The sequence below is a fragment of the Acinetobacter sp. LipI_15 genome (assembly GCF_058242865.1).
On sequence record NZ_JBZAYN010000001.1, the window covers coordinates 1,329,427 to 1,351,581 of the forward strand.

The window sequence follows — 22,155 nt, forward strand, 5'->3', positions numbered from 1 at the left end:
AGTGATATTTCAAACTGACCTAACTATGCTAGATAAACAATAACAAAAATATTCAAATCCTGTCATGGTATGCGCTAACGTATAGGCTGTCGCAGGATTACATTATCTTTTTAGCTTCAAAATAATGATATGAACTGGACGGATCTGATTCAGCACTATGGCTATATTGCGATTTTTATTGGCACATTGTTTGAAGGAGAAACAGTGCTGATGATTGGCGCCTATGCCGTCCATCAACACATACTTCATTTTCCAATGTTGATTGCAGTGGCGATGTTGGGCAGTTTTATTGGCGATCAGTTTTATTATCAAATGGGCGCTCGCTATGGGCAAAAACTTATCCAGTCGAATGCAGAATTTGCACAAAAATTCGATCGTGCGAGCCAGTTTATTGAACGTTATCCTATTTTGACCATTTTATTTATGCGCTTTGCTTGGGGTTTTAGAACTATTTTACTTATTGCAGTCGGTGTGCGTGCTTATCCTGTTTGGAAATATGTGCTGATTAATCTGGTTGCCTGTTTTATTTGGGCGATGTTGGTCGCAACGATTGGCTTCCAAATCAGTCATTATTTACATCTATTTTGGGCGAAAATGCTGCCTTATCATCAAGATATTTACATCGTTATTGCCGTTATATTATGTATCGTATTCTTCCGTGTGCTCTATACGGTGTTGAAGTGGTGGCGTAAGCATCATCAACATTGATAAAGTGCAAGTGGTTGATCTGATAAAGTCGTCAAAACATAATTAAAAGATTTAAAGGGATATTTAGTGAGAGCAATATGGGCTTAGGTTATGGTGCGGGTGCGGGAGGTTTCCTTATTATTTGCTTTGCGATTTTGGTGCTATTTATCGTCATTGCAATTTGGTTGAGTTGGAATAATTGGTATAAAAAGCAAAAAAATCGACCATATAAAGTAAATGCGGCACTTAAAATTGGTTTATCTGGCGTATTGTTTTTCCCTTTATTTGTTGCAGTAACGCTTGGATTGTTCGTGATTTCAGATCTTATTTCTGACTATGCAGAGTGGCAGCATCAAAAGAAAATTCATATACAGTTGCAGGAACCCTTAAACTATGGAGAGGTTGTACTGCCTGAAGGCACGTGGATTAACCGATCATTTGAAACCGATTATACTCTGGAACAGATGACTGATATTCGTCAAGGTTTGACATCGGCTCGTTTTCCACAGCCGATTCAAATAGCTAGATTTGATGTTATTGCATTTGAGCTGCATCGTCATTTATTGCTTGAGTTGGTACATGATCAAACCGTTATGATGAATAACCAAAAAGAAATTTGTCCGGCTGGATGGTTGCTTGAGTTAGGTGGAGCTGGTTATCCGTCCACTGCACAACGTTATAGTTTGAATTTTGATTGGTTTACACCAAGTCGATGGCAGCCTATAAACTGTTTTGATGGCGAAGGAATTATTGTATTAAAGTCAAAAGATTTCTCATAAAAAAGCCTGCATCATTGCAGGCTTTTTTTTCACTATTTATAAAACTTAGCGATAATCATTAGAAAATCATTAAATGTAATAACTGGTTTTGGTCATCAGCTTTGAAATACCAGTCATGGCAATACGAACTGGAACAGGAAGGTCTACACCACCTGCATTGAGTGCTGTATCACGGTGATGCAGCTCATCTTCATTCATTTGCACTAAGATTTTACGTGAACGTTCGTCTTGTTCAGGAAGTTGGCGGATGTGGTCTTCTAAATGCAGACTCACCTGACGCTCAGTTTCAGCGACAAAACCTAAGCTGTATTTATCACCGGCAATACCTGCCAATGCGCCCATCCCAAAAGAAAGGCCGTACCAAACAGGGTTGAGCAGACTGGTATGGCTGTCTAATTCTTTTAAGCGGTCTTCACACCAAGCCAAATGATCTTGTTCTTCAATCGCAGCTTGTTCCATTTCACGGCGGACATTTGGTAGTTTCGCTGTGAGGGCTTGGCCATGATAAAGCGCTTGAGCACACACTTCACCACTATGGTTGACCCGCATTAGACCTGCCACATGACGTGCTTCACTGACTGCAAGTTGAGTCTTTTCAGCAACCGACGGATTATCACGATGTGCAGCCGTTGCTCCGGGAACTAAACTACGTAAGGCCTGATCAAATGAGTGAATAAGTTTGTCGACACCTGTAAATTGACGCATGGATTAATCCTCCAGAGAGACTTGCGTAGTGTGAAGCAAAGGTTTGATGCGTAATAGCAGCCAAATACAAAAGATTGCACTGAGTACTGCAGTTATACAAAAAAGTATTTTAATATCAATCTTTAAAACACTCAGAATAATAATTGAAAATATAGCAGAAGATACCATAAATACCGCATTTAAAATGTTGTTTGCGGCAACGACTCGTGCACGATGTGAGCGTGGAGAATAAGCTTGCATCATTACATAGAGCGGAACGATGTAAAAACCACCACTAATACCTAATAAAGTCACGGCAATCATGACATGGTAATAGCCCCAACCTTGATGAAAAACTTCTGAAAGGGTAATAAGTGGGCCAGTTTGAGTAGGGACGAGGGTCAAACTAAACGCTAAATACAGTGCAAATACCGTTAAACCTACAGCACCGATGGGAACCATCTTAATATTGACTTGAGTGCCGCCCAATTTACGACAAAGCAATGAACCTACGCCCACACCCACAGAGAAAAAGGTCAATAGCAAGCTAACGACATTTTCAGAGGCATGTAGATTTTGCTGAGTCATTTGTGGAATTTGGGTAAGGTAGGTTGCACCATAAAACCAATACCACGAGTTCCCCAATAAAATAGTAAAAATTAGTGGCAAACTTTTGGCATATTTCATCGTTTGGTAACTGGTACGAAAAAAGTTCCAATCGATTTTTAAATCTGGTGTAGTGACATTTTGCTTAAGAATAAAACGACTGGTGATATAACCTAAAATGGCGATGGTCATTACGGTCAGGCTGATCCACATTAAATTGCCTTGTGATGAAGCAATCACAGCACCACCCAAAATCATCCCGAATAAAATTGCCATGGATGTTGCCGATTGGAAGAGCGCATTGCCTGACATCAGCTCATTGGGCTTTAAAATTTCAGGCAAAATTGCATATTTGATTGGACCAAAAAATGTCGAATGGGTCCCCATCAAAAATAAAGCCAGCAACAATAACCATAAATGACCGGTCAGAAAGCCAATACTGCCGATGATCATGATGATAATTTCTAAAATTTTGATGCCACGGACAAGTTGTGAACGTTCAAACTTATCTGCGATCTGTCCCGCTGTCGCTGAAAAAATAAAGTAGGGTAAAATAAACAATAATGCAGCCAGATTGTTTAGCGTGCTGATGGGTAATGCCTGTTGTTGGATTAATCCATAGGTAATGACCAACAATAAAGCCTGTTTATAGACATTGTCATTGAGCGCCCCAAAAAATTGGGTCAAAAACATAGGCAGGAAACGGCGTGTACCTAGCAGATGTTCGTTGTTATTCATAAGCGTCTTGCTACATTAAGTTTTATTAAGAAATGTGAGTGATTGGTAAAATCTCTAAAAAAATCATGTAATATGTTTTTGAGTTTGGAGATGGCGAAAAACCAATAGATATAAGATCTTTAGCTCTACATCTGGTTGACTAAGTCCATTACATAATGAAATTTGTTAGAGTTTGCTATGCCTGCAAAAATCAAGTTTAAAAAAACAATGCTTCATCACAGTATGGCTCACTGCATACGACAGCATCATAGCAATAAAAGTCTATATATGAGCATCTTTTTGACCTTGTGTGCTCAGCATAGTTTCGCCCAAACTCCCGCAGAAACGGTTCCAACATCTACCGATACAAAAGCAGAGATTGTTGCTGAAATCAAGGATGAGGCTGTAAAGCAAGGGCTATCGACGCCTGAAGCAATTGAAAAAATTGAAAATATAAATGAACCAGAAGAATCTGTTGATAGCATGAAAATGCTGCAAGAACAGCAGCAAGCAGGAACTCAACTACAAGAATTTAAACCCATTGAGTTTGAAGATTTAGAAAACTTACCCGTGACACCGGTTGATCAAAACATGGCGAATGAAATCTTCCAAGTTGCTGAAGAGGCCAAACGTCAGGCGCAGGAGTACCGTGCAACACAGCAAACAGAAGTTGCTGTTGCAGATATTACCCAAAAAGAGTTAACGGAAATTAACCAAGCGCCAGTCAATATTGATCAGCTCATGGGTGAAATTCGTTCGGATAATGAAATTACCGCGACACGAAATGAAAATGCCAATACTCTGCAAGAGCTGCTTAACCCAACAGTTGAGGATGATGCAGAGCCGGGTATTTTCAAGCGCTTATTATATAAAGTACGTCCGCCACGTCAGATGAACACGGCAAAAGTGCCACGAATTAGTGCGGATGTTGAAATTACATCAGCACATAATACCAGTCAAACGTCGAGTAAAGCCTACGGTGCGGCACTGGAAGATCTCAAAGCCAATATTAAAGGCAAGCTTTCAAGTTTTACTCAAGAATCCTTTAGTGATTTTCCATCGGCTTTGCCTCAATTACGTAGCTTGTCCAATCAAGCCGCGCAAGCCGTGGGCTTCTATCAATCTGAATTCAAATTTGAAAAAGTGTCTGACAGCAAAGTTCGTGTATTGGTTACACCAAATACGCCTGTGCAAATTGAAAAACAGAATGTTGAATTTTCTGGGGCTGGGGCGAACCAAGCTCAGTTTCAGGTGATTGGTGTATTACCAGATCAGGAAGAAGGTGACATTCTTAATCATGGTAAATACGAAACCACGAAAAGCCGAATCAATGAGGCAGCGACCAATAACGGTTACTTCGACTCGTATTGGCGTTTACATGATGTAAAAGTGGCGCAACCGCAAAATACTGCCGATATTAATTTGCGCTTTGAGACGGGCGAGCGTTATAAGCTTGGCGCAGTTGAATTTAGAATGAGCGATCCGAATGCAGAGTTTCCATTGGATCGCGATATTTTAGAAAGTTTGGTGACGTGGAAAGACGGTGCTGACTATACTTTCTGGCGTGTGAATGGTTTGGCTAATAACTTGACCAACTCTCGCTATTTTAACTACACCTTGGTTGATGCAATTCGACCAGACCCGATTGAAAAGCCACTTGAACTGCCCCCGGATATTCAAACCTTGGTCGATCAAAATCAGTTGTCAGAAAGTTCACAAGTGGTGAAAGACAAAACTGAAGTGATGTCGAATAAAGAAGTGACGCAAAAAGTGGTCGATGAAGACCAATTTGCGGGGGTGAATGATGCAGAGCAACCATCTAAATTACGCAGTTTGCAAGATACGCAAGATGCTAAACAAGCAGAACAAGAACGCTTAAAAGCCCAAGTACGTGAAGATAAAAAAGTCCCTGTGATCGTGACACTGAATGCAGACAAGCTGAATAGTGCAGAAATTGGTGCAGGTTTCGGTACCGATACAGGTACACGTGTTCGTGGACAGTATCGCCGTGCAATCGTGAATAGACGCGGTCATTCATTTGATGCCAACATGGAAGTATCCAAAATCCGTCAATCGATTGATGGTCGCTATAACATTCCATATAACCATCCATTAAATGACTATGTCAGCTTAGTCGGTGGTTATGAACGTGAAGAACGTGATGATGTCGGTCAAGGTGTTAATCTTTCCATTGAATCTGCTGTAGCGGGTGTGGACCGGATTATTAAAAACCCCCGTGGTAGTTGGCAGCATACCTTTGGTTTACGTTATCGTTTGGACCGTATTACTGATGACGGACTTAATCCTAGTGATGATATTCCAGATGCGTTCTTGGTCAATACTAACAATGAACAGCAATCCTTAATGTTTGGCTATGAAATTTCTCGAACCGACTCAGATAAACGTGTGAATCCAAGTAAAGGGATAAAGCAAACCTATAAAGTTGAAGTCGGAAGTGAAAGCTTACTTTCGGATGTTGATATGGCGATCTTGAATGCGGGCTGGCGCTTTATTTATTCATTGGGTGAAAATGATAATCACCAGTTCGTGGGGCGCAGTGATGTAGGTTATATTCTGACAGAGAACTTTGATAAAGTTCCTTATAACTTACGCTATTTTACCGGTGGTGACCAAACCATTCGCGGCTTTGACTATAAGAGTTTAGCGGCCGAAGAAAATGGCTATAAAATTGGTGGTCAAGTCTTGGCAACGGGTTCATTAGAATACAACTACCAATTTAAAGAAGGCTGGCGTGCTGCGGTCTTTAGTGACTTTGGTAATGCGTACGATAAAGACTTTAATACACCGACTGCATATAGCGCAGGTGTGGGGATACGTTGGGCATCGCCAATTGGCCCAATTCGTTTAGATGTCGCTACCGGACTTTCTGACGACAGCAAACCAATTCGTTTACATTTCTTTATTGGTTCACAATTATAATTTTTAGGTGATGTGTTTTTTATGACTGAACAAGAACAGCAAGAACCAGAAAACGAAACGCCGGTAGAGCAACTGCCGAAGAAGCGTCGTATTCTTCGAAGTGTCATTTTGACCTTCGTGTTCGTGCTTATCTTTTTGGTGGCTGCATTGGCGGTCATGTTCTCTACAGACAAAGGCAGTAAGTTTTTACTTGACCGTGTTCTGGAACGTCAGCAAATCATTCACTATGAATATGAAGGTGGTAACCTGTGGCGGGGCATTATTCTACGAAATGTCCTCGTTACGCTAAAACCTGTCGATGTAAAAATTGACCGTGCCGATATTACACTCGGTTGGCGCGCCATTATTAATAAAGAAATTCATTTAAATAAGGCAGATGTTAAAAATCTGCAAATTATTACCAAGACCCCACCTAGCGATAAACCTTTTGTATTTAGTGAAATCCGTTTGCCGTTCGTACTTCGTGTCGATCATGCAGATTTAGATCATATGTTGATTAAAACCCATAGTTCAGGTGTGGATTTTTATGATATTGAATTAAATGAAGCGCTTTGGTCAGGGACGGAATTAAAATTCGAAGATACCCGTATGGATATGGGGTATTTGTCTGTGCGCCAAGCGTCTGGGAATATGAAGTTTGAAGACATGTATCCGCTAAATGCTGTGGGGATTGTCAATTTACCTTCACTACGTGAAAGCTTGAATATTCATGATATTCAAATGGTGGCTAAAGGATCTCTTGATACGATTCAAGCTGGTGTGGCAACTCATACCCCAGATCTTTTAACTGGTTGGGCTGTGGTTCATCCGATGCGTCAACATGTTCCAATGTTTGGTGCACTCAAATTTAAAAACTATCATTTACCTTTACTGACGGAGCAAAAGCTTTTTGCTAAAAATGGGCTGGCAAAATTCAAAGGGGATATTCAGCGTCTCAATTTAGATTTAGACACGGACCTGAGCGGGGCCAATATTCCTGAGGGTAAATATACTGCGCTCATGAGTACGGACTTGGTCAACCAACTTGATATTTCTAACCTAAATGGTCAAGTGATGGGCGGTGCTGTCAATTTGGGTGGCGTGGTGAGTTGGAAAGATCAGGTCACTTGGGATGTAAGTGGTCGTTTGGATAAAATTAATCCAAAACATAAGCTGATCCCGCAAGTGGTTCAAGATTTTCTACCTGTAAATTTAAACAGTAAGATTGCGTCCAAAGGGACCCTTGAAAAAGGTATGCACTTGACGGCGTTGGTGGATTTTGACCAATATGAAACTTGGAATTTAAAACTCGATCAAGCGCCTGCCAAAAATAATAAAGCTCAGCCGATGCTGATGGATGTGTCTTGGAAAAATATAGACCGTGCAGTGCCATATGTTGGATGGTTGAGTAGTGATTCGGGCAATGTGCAATTGGCGCTTACAGAAGGTCAGCAGAACATTAACGTGGCGACCACCGTGTCAAGACATGAAAAAGGTGCTCTGCCTGCTGGACAATATCAAGCCAAACTGAATCTGAAAAATAACAATCTCAATGTCCCTGCCTTTAGTTATGTGGCCGACAAAGGTCAGCTCAAAGGTAATGCAGTTGTAGAATTGCCTGATCAAAAACGTATGCTGAAATGGCAAGCCAATGTACAAGCACAGCAGTTCAATCCGCAAACCATCGTAGCTGCTGCGCCTGTCGATCAAATTACAGGGTCATTAAAAGCCAATGGTTATGCAAAACCAAATCAACAGATTATTCAGCTGAATAATATTGATTTGTTAGGCCGACTAGCACAGCAAAATGAAACGGTTCATTTAACAGGTAAATCTACTGCTGCGCTGACTTTCCATGATGAGAAACAAGGTGGAGGCTTTAAAGCTTTTGCTGTGAATTATAATGGTGGACTCAATGCAAGCCAAGTTGCCGCAAGTAAAGGCAGTTTGATTTTCAAAGTATCGGGTACACCTGAATTAATTAAAATAGCCGAACTGCGTCATGATGGCGTGGCAGGTAAGATTTCAGCCAATGGACAGGTTTTACTGCAAAAAGCCATTGGTTGGGATATTAATGCATCGTTAGTGCATTTTAAGCCGCATTATTTTGCTTCAAATGTACGGGGTGAATTATCTGGAAATTTAAAAACCAGTGGTGTGTGGTCAGATGCGCTAAAACGTATTCAAATTGAACGTCTGAATTTGGCAGGTATGATCAATAACAAACCTGTCCGTGGTCAAGGTAACTTGGCGATGGTGATTAACTCAAATCAATCTGGCTTTATGCCAAAACAGTTTGAAGCGAATAATTTACTGTTGGCTTATGCCAATAACCAAATTCAAGCCACAGGTAATGCACAAAATTTACAATTGAAAATTAATGCACCGGCGTTATATGAAATTTATGCAGGCCTACGTGGACGTGCTTATGGCTACTTAAATGTTCAAGCACAGCCACGACTGCAAGCATCTGCCAATATCGCAATAGATGATTTTGCTTTTAATAATTTATTCAGTGTGAAAAAAATACGGGTGCAAGGCGAGTTGCCAACTTCTGCGACTTCACCAAGTTTATTAACGGCAACGATGGATAATTTACGCAGTAACAACCGTGAGATTGTGAAAGGTCAAATTTCACTGGCCGGTACACGTAATGCGCATTTATTAAAAGTCAGTGCTGAAAATAAATTATCAAAATTTTATGTGCAGTTAGCTGGTGGTTTTAACGCACAAAATAATTGGCTTGGTCAGATTCAAAAAGGCGACTTTGACTCCTTGCGTACACGTCTTGTGCAGCGTCAAAATGCATCGATTATTTACAACACTGCACAGTCTGACTTATTTGTTGGCGCGCATTGTTGGATGAGTCAGCAAAGTGAATTATGTTTTGATCAGCCGATTCGTGTGAATAAAAACCGCGGCAATGTATCTTTTGTGACAAAAAACCTAGACCTAAATGACTTTGCTGCCTTTATGCCTGAAGGTCTGGCGATTACGGGTAAAGTGAATGGTTATGCGAAAGCGTCTTGGGCGAAAGGTGCAAAACCTAAAATTGATGCACGTTTAGTGACTCGTGATGGTTTACTGGGTTTAGCAGCTGAAGACCCACAGTATTTAGCATCTACTTTAAAATATGATGAAGTAGGTTTGATTGCGAAAAGTGTCGCTGAAGGGCTACAAATTCGACTGGATACCAAAGCTCCAGATATTGGTACAGGTTATGCCAATATTATTATTGATCCATATAAAGCCAATAAACCGATCCGCGGTGAAGTGGCCTTTAACCAAGTTCAATTGAAAATCTTAAAACCATTTATACAAGATGTCCGTTCAATGGGCGGTACGTTGTCTTATGCGGCAAAAATTAGTGGAACATTGTCTCAACCTTTAATGGATGGTGAGATTCGAGTGAAAAATGGCTCGATTAGCATGATTTCATTGCCTGTAAACTTGACCAATATTCAGTTGTATTCTGCTGTGCGTCAAAACTACGCGACGATTGATGGTGCATTTAACAGTGGGCGTGGTGTAGGCAAATTAACCGGAAATATTGACTGGAAAAATGATCCACGTATCCAGTTGAATTTAACGGGTAATGAAATGTTAGTCCGTCAAGCGCCATTGATCACCGCTGTTGTAACGTCTGATTTATCTTTAGATGTGCTGCCTTTCAGTAAGAAATTAACCTTAAAAGGTAAAATTGATGTGCCGCGTGCATTGATTTCGATGCCAGAATCGTCTGCAACAGTGGTTGGGGTATCTTCAGATGTACGTGTGGTACATGAAGGTGATAATCAACTTGAAATCTTAAAATCGGCACGTCCTTGGGATATTCGCGCTGACGTACAGGTGAATATTGGTAATCAAGTGATTTTTCAAGGTTTTGATAGCCGAATTCCTTTGATTGGTCGTTTGAATTTGACACAACGTGGTTTAGAAACAGCAATGCGTGCCAATGGTGCAATCGGCGTTTCTCAGCGTGTGAAAATCGAAGCTTATGGTCAAAGTCTGGACTTGAACCGTGCGATTGCCCGTTTTAATGGACCATTGGCGAACCCTACTTTAGATATTGATGCGAATAAAGCCGTACAAGGCAGTACCGTTGGTGTTCGTGTGACGGGTACAGCATCAAGTCCTGCAATTCAGGTGTATAACGATGCAGGTCTGTCTGAACAAGAAGCCTTAAATGCCTTAATTACAGGTCGTATTAATGAAGGAAGTTCAGGTTTAAGTCAGGCGGAAGGTTTCCGTTCTGATGTGAACAATACGATTGCTGCAGCGGGTATTAGTATGGGCTTGGGTGGTACACGTGCATTGACCAATCAAATTGGTCGTACATTTGGTTTGAGTGGTTTGGCATTGGATGCTCAAGGAACAGGGGATGATACTCAGGTTTCTGTGACGGGTTATATCACACCTGACTTATTCATTCGTTATGGCGTCGGAGTATTTACACCTGTGAATAAATTGACCTTACGTTATCAAATGAATCAACGTTTGTACTTGGAAGCGAGTCAGTCTTTAGAGCGTGCAATCGACTTGTTCTATAACTGGCGCTTCTAAGAGAAGTCAAAATTTGAGTATAAAAAACGCAGCTTAGGCTGCGTTTTTTATACAAATGATGAGCTGAGATATCAATCTTTAAACGTATCATTCAGTGCCTGTTGTACCGCTTCAACACGAGACTTACAGGCTTTATAGGCTTGCATCGACTCTTCAACGATTTTCATAAGATTATCAATATCGGGTTCTTGCTGAGATTCGAGTAATTCAGCATTACGTTTTAAAACTTCATAGCCTTCTTTAAAACTTAGAGTATCGGTCGTCATGATTTTTTACCTGTATATGTTGAATGTCAGCCGTGATGACACCGTCTTGCATTTCAATTTCAATCGGTGAATGCGTGGAAGGCTGAAGATTTTGCGTTGCACGAATGGCGTGACCTTGCTGCCGGACGATGGCATAACCTTTGGAGAGCACATGTGCAGGGTTTTGCAGCAAAGTCTCACGTATGAGTATTTCAATATTCTGTGCAGCTGTTTTAAGTTGTAACTGAGCAAAATAAGCAGTGTTATCTTGGTGTTGTTGTAAGAGCCGAGTTGAGTCATTGATTTGACTCTGTGCCAAGGTCTTAATGACCTGTAGTAACTGATCATTTTGACTTTGATAAAGGGCAATTTGATGTTGAGAGCGCAGTTGAATGCTTTGTATTGCCTCGAAAACTTCCTGAGTTCGCTCAACAATATGATTACGAATCCCCCCAATCACTTTACTCGGGGTGTCGAAAGAACGATGTGCAATTTCATCTAAGATCGTACGGTCTTTTTCATGGCCGATACCAACCCAAATCGGCACGCTACGCTTAGATAGAAGTACAGCCAAATCATAATCATTCAGATAAGCAAGATCGTTAACAGCACCGCCACCACGAATAATCACGATCAAATCTGGCGCAGTTTGAAAGTCATTGGCCCATTGTCTTAAACCCAGTGCTAAAGCATCTCGGATACTTTGTGCTGCGGTATTTCCTTGAAAGGTTGCAGCATGATAGACAAATTCACACACGCCAGCATGTTGTAGTGCATCTGCATCTTTTTTAAAGTCACCTAAGCCAGCCGCATTTTCAGGCGCAATAACCAAGACATGCTGAATATCAAATGGCGCAGGCAAGTTTCGATTTTTATGAATCAGACCTTCGCTGGTGAGTTTTTCTAAAATTTGTTGATAGCGTCGAGCCAGATCACCCAAAGTAAAACTCGAATCAATTTCTTCGATATTGACTGAAAAGCCGTACTGCGGGTCAAACTTGGCACGCACTTTAACCAAGACATTTAAGTCACGACTGAGCTCAATGCCGCTTTCACGTTCAAATTTTCCGACAACTTTATTTGCAGTAAATTTCCAAATTGTGGCCTTACAACTGGCAATGACTCTATCACTTTCTTGTTCTTTTTCAGCCAATTCTAAATAGTAATGTCCACCTTTGATGTTTAAATTTCGAATCTCGGCTTTGACCCACACGGCATCATCAAAAGCCAATTGAATGACTTCTTTGACCGCAAATAGGTATTCGCTCAGCGTTAATTGAACATCAGACATAATTTAAAATAGCAGAATATACAAATGAATATTCATTTAAATACTAAATAAATATTCAGCAATTGCAAATGATCATTTCGGTTAACACAGCAGACATTATCAGCGCCACTACAGCGTAGCGTTTCAATCAAACGTTTTATTTCACACGGAGCAGTTCATTCCAATTACTCAGATAAGCAGGGGAGCACAGATTTTTTTTCATCCGCCATGTTGCAGCATCGTCCTGTGCTAAGCCGATCGAGACAAAATGATGCCCAAATTTTTTTTGAATATCGTCGATGGTGTCGGACAGTTTCAAACGGCTTTGTCTTCGCGTCATATCGCAAAACAAATCTGGGGTAAAGTTTTGTTTTGGAATGATTTCTAATAACACCACACCGGCTTTTTTATATTTAAATCCCGCTTTAAAGATTTTTTCGGCGGCACGCGTTGCTGCTTGGGTGATACTAATTAAGTCATCGGTATGCTCATTCAGTGTAATGGCCAGATAAGGTGCGTATTTTTCAGTAGAATTAAAGCGACTCGTTTGAATAAACACTCCCACCATACGACATAGAGAATGATCTGCTCTTAAACGTGTGACGGCTCGCGCGATATATACACGAATAGAGGCTTTAATATCTTCCAGTTCGTAGACTGGCTGACCATAGGAACGACTACTGATAATTTGCTGTTTGCTCGGTGCTTCTTCTTCAATAGACAGACAAGATAGACCTTGCAGTTCCAAGACGGTTTTTTCCATCACCACACTAAATTTTTTTCGAATATCTTTAGGCTGTGCATTAATCAGATCTAAAACATAATGAATGCCAAGCTGATTCAGGGCTTTTGTATGATTGCGACCGACGCCCCAAACTTCATTGACTGGTGTCTGCGCAAGGAGTTGTTCTGAGGAACAAGGGTCCATTTCAACTAAATTGCACACACCGTTCAAATAAGCATTTTTTTTGGCAAGATGGTTGGCCATTTTGGCTTCCGTTTTAGAGCGACCAATCCCGACACAGCAGGTTAAGCCTAGCCATTTTAGGATCGTATCTCGTATTTCTTTGGCATATAGGCTCAAATCAAACAGTTCTTGATAGGCAGTGAAATCTAAAAAACACTCATCGATCGAGTAAATTTCACGGTCTTCGGGGCCGACATACATGCCTAAAATATTCATAAATCGATTAGACATTTCGGTGTAGAGAGCATAGTTACTCGACAACACCTGAACATGATGCTGTTGGATTAAATCCTGAATTTGATAGACCGGCACAGCCATTTTAATCCCGAGGTCTTTGGCTTCCTGACTTCGAGATACAACACAGCCATCGTTATTGGACAGCACGACGACAGGGACATTATTGAGCTTTGGGTTAAAGACACGCTCACAACTGACGTAGCAGTTGTTAAGGTCAACTAACGCAAATATTTTATTTGCAGCTTTCATGGTGAATTCTTGTGTTTAGGTGTGTGATGAGCGCTTATAAAATTGCTTTAAATTAAAGGTCACAACACCCTGAACAACGATAGATTCGCTATCTGAAGGGATAATATGCGCATAGGCTGGATTTTCTGCTTTTAGCCAAATTTTGGGTAAGACTTTATTGGGGTCACCAAAAATGTCGGCAATTTCTTCTTTTGACATTTTTGCGGTGATCATCAATCGCTTTAAGGTGATTTCACGATTATCAATCAGTGCAACCACGATATCGCCATGTTTGGCTTCTAAGCTACGATCGACTAAAAAAGTATCATTAATTTCAAAGCCGGCATTGAGTAAAGACTCGCTATCGACATGCGCAATAAATGTAGCGAGCGGGTTAATTACCAAATAATCATTTAGGTCTAAGACTTTTTCAAAAACATCTTTATTGGCGAAAGCTGGGCCAGCAGGAATACGTTCCAAGGCAACGGGAAGTTCAATACGGGTATTTTTCTGAACAGGCTGAACATTGAGCGAAGAATCCAAAAATGGATCCATAGATAGTTCTTGAGATTGCCTTTCAAGCAGGGCATTGATGGTGGGACTGGGTTTGCCATCTGCGCCCATGAGTTGTTGCAAAGACGACCAAGCTTCGTCCGAAAAATAAATCGGCAGTTTTTTTGACATATTTTGCTCCTACGCAACGTGGCGTGTTTGAAGAAAAGTACTTTTTTAGCATACGCGTTGAGCAGGTCATTTTTCAAATTTATAAAACCTTTAAAATCAAAGCTGCGACAAGTTTAGTCGTTTTAAATATTGCAAAAATCATCATCAGTTCAAAGAAAATGACGTTCTGTATTTTGAACATAGGGCACGTTGCTGCCTCATTACAGAAAGTGGAATGACAACTAAAAATTTCAATAAACAACTCGTTTATTTGGCACAAACTTGGTAAGTTAAATTTTTATATTCAGAAATAGACTTGATGAAAAATATATGGATTTTAGCTGCACTGACAGCATTTATGGCGGGTTGTAGCACAACACAGCAAACTGAAACGACACCAGAAAAAATTGGTATGGCAAATCCAGCCAGCCAGTATTGTGTAGAACAAAAAGGTAAACTTGAAATTCGTGATGAAGCAAATGCTCAGGTCGGGTATTGTCATCTGCCAAACGGACAAGTGGTTGAAGAGTGGGCATTATTCCGTAGTAGCCAAACTGAATGTGTCGCGGATAAAGCCAAGACGCTGATTGGCCAAGCAAAATTGACTGAAGATCAGATCAAGGCGATTAGCCAAGCTCAAATTGTCCGTTTAGTCAAACCTGGGCAGCCAGTAACAATGGATTATCGTGTAGAGCGCGTCACCGTCACTGTAAATCCAATCAATCAAAAGATTATTCAAGCAACTTGTGGTTAATTTAAACGCATAAAAAAGGCCCGAAAGGGCTTTTTTTGTTTGTTCGGTTGCGACTAATTTAAATGACAAATCCATTACGATCTTTTATATTGCCCCTCGTAAGGAGAAGTTCATGAAAAAGTTATTTGCTTTATCCGTTATGGTGGCTTTGGTCGGCTGTGCTGAAAAAAAACCATTAACCCCTGAAGAGCAGTGGCAGGGTTACTGCCGCAGTGTAGGTAATGCTGCACGTACGATTATGTTAGATCGTCAAAATGCAATTGAAAAAGACAAAGCAGTTGAGCATGCCAACAAAATTGAGGATGAAACCACCAAAGGATTTATCCTGAACATCATTGATGAAGTTTATGCCTTGCCGCAAGCTGAGATTAATACTGATGTTGAAAAAGCACGTGAAAAAATTCGTGCTGAGTTTACTGAAAAATGTATCGCAACACCGCATACTGAAATGCCAGATTATAAACCGTTCTAAGGAACGGTTTTTTATGCGAGAAAGCGCGTAAAGCAAAACCTAAAGGCTGTATTCATCAGTGAGTAGTTACAACTGGGTAACTATCCGTTGTTTAGCCATATGATTGAGTTCATGCTTATTTTGCGAATGCATATTTATCTTCGGGTTACTTTTGAGTATAAGATGCTTAAAGACTTAAAATAGCCTAAGCATAGCGGAATACAAATTGTGACAACTTGCTAAATCATAAATATAGAAAAGCAAATCTTTTTAATGAATAATGAAATGGAGAATAAAAAACAGTAGAGGAGCAGAATATGGACGTTATAGGTTATATGCATCACTCAGATCTACTCCTAGAAGATGAACAAGGCGTAGCAATTATCGGTGGTGGGAACTACGTGCTCAGCATTGGAGATAAAGTCACATTACGCCAAAAAGTAGATGAATTTTCTCAACGCTATTTGGTCGATATCAGCTTTGCAAGTAATCAACATCAAACCACATGTCAGGACGAATGGTGCCTCAGATTTACAGGCGATCGAGCAGAACTTCAGCAATATATCACTGCAACCACTGTACACTAAGGTGGAATATCCAATACTGATAAAAACAGGCAACATTTAGTTGCCTTTTTTTGATGGTTAATTTTAGTCAAAAGTTAATATGCGCAAGAAAAGCGTGTTCTAAGTATTGATTTTGCTTAATGTATAAACGATATGAGGATCATTTATTTATAAAATAACGGGCATCACGAAGAAACACTTGTAGTGCATTAACTTTTAACTGGAATTTTAGTAAAATTTAGCAGTCCATATTATTTGCGTAGCTTTATTTAAAGCAGGAATGCGTAAATAATTTTTTAAAAAAGAGGAATAACACCGTGCTAGAAGCTTACCGCCAACACGTTGAAGAACGTGCCGCACTCGGAGTCCCACCGAAGCCACTTGACGATGCTCAAACAGCTGCATTAGTTGAATTATTAAAAAACCCACCAGCTGGCGAAGAAGCATTTTTAGTTGATTTACTAGAAAACCGTGTTCCAGCGGGTGTTGACCAAGCTGCATATGTTAAAGCTGCTTTCTTAGCTGCTTTGGCAAAAGGTGAAGCGACTTCTCCACTAGTAACTAAAGAACGTGCGGTTTACCTACTAGGTACTATGCTTGGTGGTTATAACGTTGCTCCTTTAGTTGCACTTCTTGATGATGCAGAGCTTGGTGAATTAGCTGCTGACGCACTTAAGAAAACTCTTCTTGTATTTGATGCCTTCCACGACGTTGCTGATAAAGCAAAAGCGGGCAATGCGAATGCACAAGCAGTTATGCAATCTTGGGCAGATGCTGAATGGTTCACTAGCCGTAAAGACGTTCCTGAAGAAATCAAACTTACAGTTTTCAAAGTAACTGGCGAAACTAACACTGACGACTTGTCACCTGCACAAGACGCGTGGAGCCGTCCAGACATTCCGTTACATGCTAACGCAATGCTTAAAAACGTACGTGACGGTATCAATCCAGAAGTTCCTGGCGAAGTTGGTCCACTTAGCCAAATCAAAGAGCTTATCGCGAAAGGCAACCAAGTTGCTTACGTAGGTGACGTTGTTGGTACTGGTTCTTCTCGTAAGTCAGCAACTAACTCTGTACTTTGGTTCTTTGGTGACGAAATTGCTCACATCCCGAACAAAAAAGACGGTGGTTACTGCTTAGGTTCTAAAATCGCTCCGATTTTCTTCAACACAATGGAAGATGCTGGTGCATTGCCAGTAGAAATCGATGTTCAAAACATGAACATGGGCGACGAAATCACGCTTAAAATCGACCACGCTGCTGCTAAAGTAACTGCGTTCAAAGACGGCGTTCAAATCGCTGAATCTGAACTTAAAACTCCAGTTCTTTTAGATGAAGTACGTGCTGGTGGCCGTATCAACCTTATCGTTGGTCGTGGTTTAACAACTAAAGCTCGTGAAGCTCTTGGTCTTGCACCTTCAACTTTATTCCGTACTCCAGTTCAACCTGCAGCTACTGGTAAAGGCTTCACTCAAGCTCAAAAAATGGTTGGTCGCGCTTGTGGTCTTCCTGAAGGTCAAGGTGTACTTCCAGGTACTTACTGTGAACCTAAGATGACTACTGTTGGTTCTCAAGATACAACAGGTCCAATGACTCGTGACGAACTTAAAGATCTTGCTTGCCTAGGCTTCTCTGCTGACCTAGTTATGCAATCTTTCTGTCACACAGCTGCGTATCCAAAACCAGTTGACGTTCAAATGCAACACTCGCTTCCTGATTTCATCATGAACCGTGGTGGTGTATCACTACGTCCAGGTGACGGTATTATTCACTCTTGGTTAAACCGTATGCTTCTTCCAGATACAGTAGGTACTGGCGGTGACTCACATACTCGTTTCCCAATCGGTATTTCTTTCCCAGCGGGTTCTGGTCTTGTAGCGTTTGCTGCTGCAACTGGCGTTATGCCACTAGACATGCCTGAGTCTGTTCTTGTTAAGTTCAAAGGTAAAATGCAACCTGGTATCACTCTACGTGACCTAGTACATGCGATTCCTTACGTTGCGATTCAACAAGGCGACTTAACTGTAGAGAAAAAAGGTAAGAAGAACATCTTCTCTGGTCGTATCCTTGAGATCGACCTTACAGAAATGGAAACTGACCTTACTGTTGAGCAAGCGTTCGAACTTTCTGACGCATCTGCTGAACGTTCTGCTGCTGGTTGTTCTATCACGCTTTCTGAAGAGAAAGTTGCTGAATACCTTAAATCAAACATTACTATGTTGAAATGGATGATTTCTGAAGGTTATGGCGATGCTCGTACTATGGCGCGCCGTGTAGAAAACATGGAGAAATGGTTAGCGAACCCAAGCCTAATCAAAGCAGATCCAGATGCTGAATACACTAAAGTGTATGAAATTGACCTTTCTACAATTACTGAACCAGTTCTTTGCTGCCCGAACGACCCAGATGACGCTAAATTGCTTTCTGACGTTGCTGGTACAAAAATTGACGAAGTATTCGTTGGTTCATGTATGACTAACATTGGTCACTTCCGTGCGGCTGGTAAACTTCTAGACAAAGTTCCTGGTGGTTCTTTATCTACTCGTCTATGGTTGGCTCCTCCAACTCGTATGGACGAACGTCAATTGATGGAAGAAGGTTTCTATAACATCTATGGTAAAGCTGGCGCTCGTACAGAAATGCCAGGTTGTTCATTATGTATGGGTAACCAAGCACGTGTAGCTCCGAACACTACTTGTGTATCGACTTCTACTCGTAACTTCCCGAACCGTCTAGGTCAAGGTGCGAACGTTTACTTAGCTTCTGCTGAGCTTGCTTCTGTTGCTGCTGTACTTGGTAAATTACCAACTCCAGCTGAGTACCAAGAATACGCAGCTCAAATTGATAGCATGTCTGCCGACATCTACCAATACTTAAGCTTCGACAAAATGGGCGACTATACTGACGCTGCTAAAGACGTTGATACTAAGAAAATTGCTGCTGCTCAATTGTCTTAATTGATTAAGTAGTTAATAAGAAAATCCCACGTCATGTGGGATTTTCTTTATATAAAATTGCAATAGAAATAGCAAAATAATATTTTAGAAATTAGACATATGAAACTAAAAAACATTACACTTATACTATTAACACTTTGTTCATCAAATATTTTTGCTGAGGTATCTTTTACAAAGCTAGCAAATATTAAGTTAGTTGATGAAAATGCATATCGAACAAACTCAGAAGTACAATCTGACATTGAAGATTTGATCCAAGCAAAAAAATTCAAAGAAATCTCAACTAACGCCAATCAACTCTTAAATAGCGAAGAATATAATTTTGATGGTAAATTTAAACACACAAGTTATTTAGATTCTTTTCTTAGAATCGTAAATAAGCATCGTGTAACATCTTCAAATTATTACAAAGAGAATATTGCTCAAGGACAGAAATGGATCAAAGCTGAACCAGAATCACCATTAGGTTATATTTATTATGCAATGTGGGTTAGGCAACAGGCTTGGAGTGTTAGAGGGGGAAGTTATAGTTCACAGGTATCGCAAAATAATATGCAATATTTTGCTGATAAATCAATGCAGAATTTAAATTTTCTAATGGAAAATTATGATGTTGCATCAAAAGATCCTTTTTATTACTACATTCTTTTAATGACGCTACGTGATTTAGGTTTTGAAGAAAATTATCTAAGAGCTTATCAAGATGGAATTGTAAAATATCCAAAACAGAGAGTTATTTATAATACATTTATGGAAAGTTTTGAGAAAAAGTGGTTTGGAGAAAATTATGATGCTATTCAAATGATTATTAATGATATACAGGAAATGAATCCTGCAGAAAAAGATTTTCATTATTATCATATTCTATATACAGTACATAACAATAAGTATGATTTGAAAAAACTAAATGTAAATTGGGCTAGGGTTGAGCAAGGTGCCGTAGATTCTTTAAGTAAACTTACTTCTTTGAGTAAAATAAATGATGTGCAAAAATTGTATTGCTCTTATCCTGGGAATAGAGTGAGGTTGGAACGGTTATTAAAATCCTTTAAACAAGGACAATTAGAAAAAAGCTATATAGAAAATAGTTTGAATAACTGTCAAAAATAGAAATAATCGCCTCTTAATTGGAGGCTTTTATTTATAAATGTTATTTACAGTTCTAAGAATACAACGTTTAATCACAACTAATATTATTTTACAGTAGCATAGATCAGTGCCCAAACAATCCCGATTCCTCTGTATTGGTGGCTTCCTCAACGGAACCCAAGTCAAAGACCAAGGCGAAAGCTTTGTCTGTGTCGAAAATGGCAAACAGATGACTTACCACAAAAAAGAAATGTTTAACCAAGATGCTTGGGATCAAGATTACTATGTCTGTGAAACCACCAGTGATAAAGAGGCGCATAACTGGGTATTCGACATAAAATAATATCTCAAAAATCTTTATATTCAGTCATAAATAACCAATGCTCAGCACATTACATACGCTGAGCATTTTTATTTATTTCACTTATTAGGCTTCAAAAATGTGTAGTAGAAGAAGGGGCGTAAATAGCTTATTTACATTTTTCTAGCTGAAAAACTCCAATAATTATGTAAAAGGATAAATAAAATTGAGCACTTAAGATTAAATTATGAATTATGAGCTAGATGCTTTTTTGACAATTGTCGTGGCGGTATTGGTTTTATTTATCGGTTATTTCTTCGTACACAAAATTTCCATCCTGAAAAAATACAACATTCCTGAACCTGTAGCAGGCGGTTTGGTCGCTGCGGTTATTACATTTATATTATTTAAAAACTTTAATATCACTGTAAATTTTGATGCCAAAATCCAGCAAATATTCATGCTGATGTTCTTTACATCTGTGGGTTTGAGCGCAAGTCTTGGAAAACTCAAAGAGGGTGGCAAGGCGTTAGTGCTGTTTTTAGGCTGTGTCATTATATTTGTCATACTGCAAAACATCGTTGGCATCAGTTTAGCCAAAATTTTAGGATTAGATCTGCTCATCGGCTTAATTACAGGTTCCGTAACACTTACAGGTGGTCACGGTACAGCAGGCGCATGGGGTACAGTCTTTGAACAAGATCATGGTATACAAGGTGCAGTCGTACTCGGTATGGCAAGTGCAACCTTCGGCTTGGTCATTGGCGGCATGATGGGCGGGCCAGTGGCGAAATTCCTCATCCGCCGTTTTCAGTTGGCAGAAGAACTTGTACCGACAACAGGACGTAATGAAGCACCGCCTGCATCTGAAACGGCGCCTTTCGAATATCCTGAAAAAACTCGTTTAATTACCGCAGATGATGCCGTCAAAACGATGGGGATGTTTGCCGTCTGTATCAGTTTTGCCTACTTCATGACGGACTTCGCTCGCGGACAGTGGTTTGAGTTGCCAACATTCGTTTGGGCATTGGCTTGCGGTGTATTTTTAAGAAACACCCTTGAACTTGGCTTTAAAATTGAAATGTTTGATCGCTGTATCGATGTCTTTGGTAATGCATCATTGGCGCTGTTTTTATCGATGGCGCTGATGTCATTGCAGCTCTGGTTATTGGCAGATCTTGCAGGCCCACTGGTGATTATTTTAATGGTACAAACCCTCGTTTTAGCACTGTATCTGTACTTTGTAACTTTTAGGATCATGGGAAAAAGCTATGATGAAGCAGTACTTTGTGCAGGGCAGTGCGGCGTAAACCTCGGTGCGACGCCTACAGCGATTGCCAATATTCAGGCAGTGACTAATACCTATGGCCCATCACATAAAGCCTTTTTGATTATTCCTTTGACAGGGGCATTCTTTGTAGATATTGTCAATGCTGTGGTCATTCAGGCAACGATAGGCTTCTTTGGTTAAT

Annotated in this window: 17 protein-coding genes; 11 read left to right on the forward strand and 6 right to left on the reverse strand. The window is 40.2% G+C overall.

Going from position 1 to position 22,155, the window contains the following annotated elements; all coding sequences use genetic code 11:
- The first annotated feature begins 129 nt into the window (after positions 1–129).
- Entirely contained in the window at positions 130–708 is a 579-nt protein-coding gene (locus AC4CU0_RS06400) for a DedA family protein (RefSeq protein ID WP_228144785.1), read from the forward strand.
- Positions 709–785: 77 nt separating this feature from the next.
- The gene (locus AC4CU0_RS06405; protein WP_490742725.1) at positions 786–1,466 is read left to right on the forward strand and encodes a hypothetical protein; all 681 of its coding nucleotides are present in this window, start codon (positions 786–788) and stop codon (positions 1,464–1,466) included.
- Positions 1,467–1,535: 69 nt separating this feature from the next.
- On the opposite strand, the gene coq7 is transcribed toward AC4CU0_RS06405, so the two are convergent.
- On the reverse strand, positions 1,536–2,171 hold the full coding sequence (coq7, locus tag AC4CU0_RS06410; protein WP_490742726.1) for a 2-polyprenyl-3-methyl-6-methoxy-1,4-benzoquinone monooxygenase: 636 nt from the start codon (positions 2,169–2,171) through the stop codon (positions 1,536–1,538).
- Between the two features lie 3 nt (positions 2,172–2,174).
- Positions 2,175–3,494 (reverse strand): MFS transporter, encoded by a 1,320-nt coding sequence (locus AC4CU0_RS06415; protein WP_490742727.1) that lies wholly within the window; start codon positions 3,492–3,494, stop codon positions 2,175–2,177.
- A 177-nt stretch (positions 3,495–3,671) separates the two neighbouring features.
- Between AC4CU0_RS06415 and AC4CU0_RS06420 the strand changes: the two genes are divergently transcribed.
- Both AC4CU0_RS06420 and AC4CU0_RS06425 read left to right on the forward strand, forming a co-directional pair.
- Positions 3,672–6,413 carry an autotransporter assembly complex protein TamA gene (locus AC4CU0_RS06420; protein WP_490742728.1) on the forward strand — a complete coding sequence of 914 codons (2,742 nt, stop codon included), beginning with the start codon at positions 3,672–3,674 and terminating at the stop codon, positions 6,411–6,413.
- A 21-nt stretch (positions 6,414–6,434) separates the two neighbouring features.
- Positions 6,435–10,955 carry a translocation/assembly module TamB domain-containing protein gene (locus AC4CU0_RS06425; protein ID WP_490742729.1) on the forward strand — a complete coding sequence of 1,507 codons (4,521 nt, stop codon included), beginning with the start codon at positions 6,435–6,437 and terminating at the stop codon, positions 10,953–10,955.
- Positions 10,956–11,026: 71 nt separating this feature from the next.
- Here the strand turns inward: AC4CU0_RS06425 and xseB are convergent, their stop codons facing one another.
- From xseB to AC4CU0_RS06445, 4 genes are all read right to left on the reverse strand, one after another.
- The gene (gene xseB / locus AC4CU0_RS06430; RefSeq protein ID WP_180004957.1) at positions 11,027–11,221 is read right to left on the reverse strand and encodes an exodeoxyribonuclease VII small subunit; all 195 of its coding nucleotides are present in this window, start codon (positions 11,219–11,221) and stop codon (positions 11,027–11,029) included.
- Positions 11,196–12,491, reverse strand: coding sequence for an exodeoxyribonuclease VII large subunit (xseA, locus tag AC4CU0_RS06435; protein ID WP_490742730.1), 1,296 nt, complete (start codon positions 12,489–12,491; stop codon positions 11,196–11,198). The genes xseB and xseA overlap by 26 nt, the downstream gene beginning before the upstream one ends.
- A 136-nt stretch (positions 12,492–12,627) precedes the next feature.
- Positions 12,628–13,923: a Y-family DNA polymerase gene (locus AC4CU0_RS06440; protein WP_490742731.1), complete on the reverse strand. Its 1,296-nt coding sequence runs from the start codon at positions 13,921–13,923 to the stop codon at positions 12,628–12,630.
- A 15-nt stretch (positions 13,924–13,938) separates the two neighbouring features.
- Entirely contained in the window at positions 13,939–14,586 is a 648-nt protein-coding gene (locus AC4CU0_RS06445; protein WP_078193940.1) for a LexA family protein, read from the reverse strand.
- Positions 14,587–14,884: 298 nt separating this feature from the next.
- Between AC4CU0_RS06445 and AC4CU0_RS06450 the strand changes: the two genes are divergently transcribed.
- From AC4CU0_RS06450 to gltS, 7 genes are all read left to right on the forward strand, one after another.
- Positions 14,885–15,319, forward strand: a complete 435-nt coding sequence (locus AC4CU0_RS06450; RefSeq protein ID WP_111884976.1) for an I78 family peptidase inhibitor — start codon at positions 14,885–14,887, stop codon at positions 15,317–15,319.
- A 112-nt stretch (positions 15,320–15,431) separates the two neighbouring features.
- Positions 15,432–15,791 (forward strand): hypothetical protein, encoded by a 360-nt coding sequence (locus tag AC4CU0_RS06455; RefSeq protein ID WP_078193938.1) that lies wholly within the window; start codon positions 15,432–15,434, stop codon positions 15,789–15,791.
- Between the two features lie 296 nt (positions 15,792–16,087).
- Positions 16,088–16,357 carry a hypothetical protein gene (locus AC4CU0_RS06460; RefSeq protein WP_078189189.1) on the forward strand — a complete coding sequence of 90 codons (270 nt, stop codon included), beginning with the start codon at positions 16,088–16,090 and terminating at the stop codon, positions 16,355–16,357.
- A 296-nt stretch (positions 16,358–16,653) separates the two neighbouring features.
- Entirely contained in the window at positions 16,654–19,293 is a 2,640-nt protein-coding gene (locus AC4CU0_RS06465; RefSeq protein WP_490742732.1) for a bifunctional aconitate hydratase 2/2-methylisocitrate dehydratase, read from the forward strand.
- A gap of 99 nt (positions 19,294–19,392) precedes the next feature.
- The gene (locus AC4CU0_RS06470; RefSeq protein WP_180040398.1) at positions 19,393–20,403 is read left to right on the forward strand and encodes a hypothetical protein; all 1,011 of its coding nucleotides are present in this window, start codon (positions 19,393–19,395) and stop codon (positions 20,401–20,403) included.
- 106 nt (positions 20,404–20,509) lie between these two features.
- Entirely contained in the window at positions 20,510–20,725 is a 216-nt protein-coding gene (locus AC4CU0_RS06475; RefSeq protein WP_180059714.1) for a hypothetical protein, read from the forward strand.
- 205 nt (positions 20,726–20,930) lie between these two features.
- Positions 20,931–22,154, forward strand: a complete 1,224-nt coding sequence (gltS, locus tag AC4CU0_RS06480) for a sodium/glutamate symporter (protein ID WP_490742733.1) — start codon at positions 20,931–20,933, stop codon at positions 22,152–22,154.
- The last annotated feature ends 1 nt before the right edge of the window (position 22,155 follow it).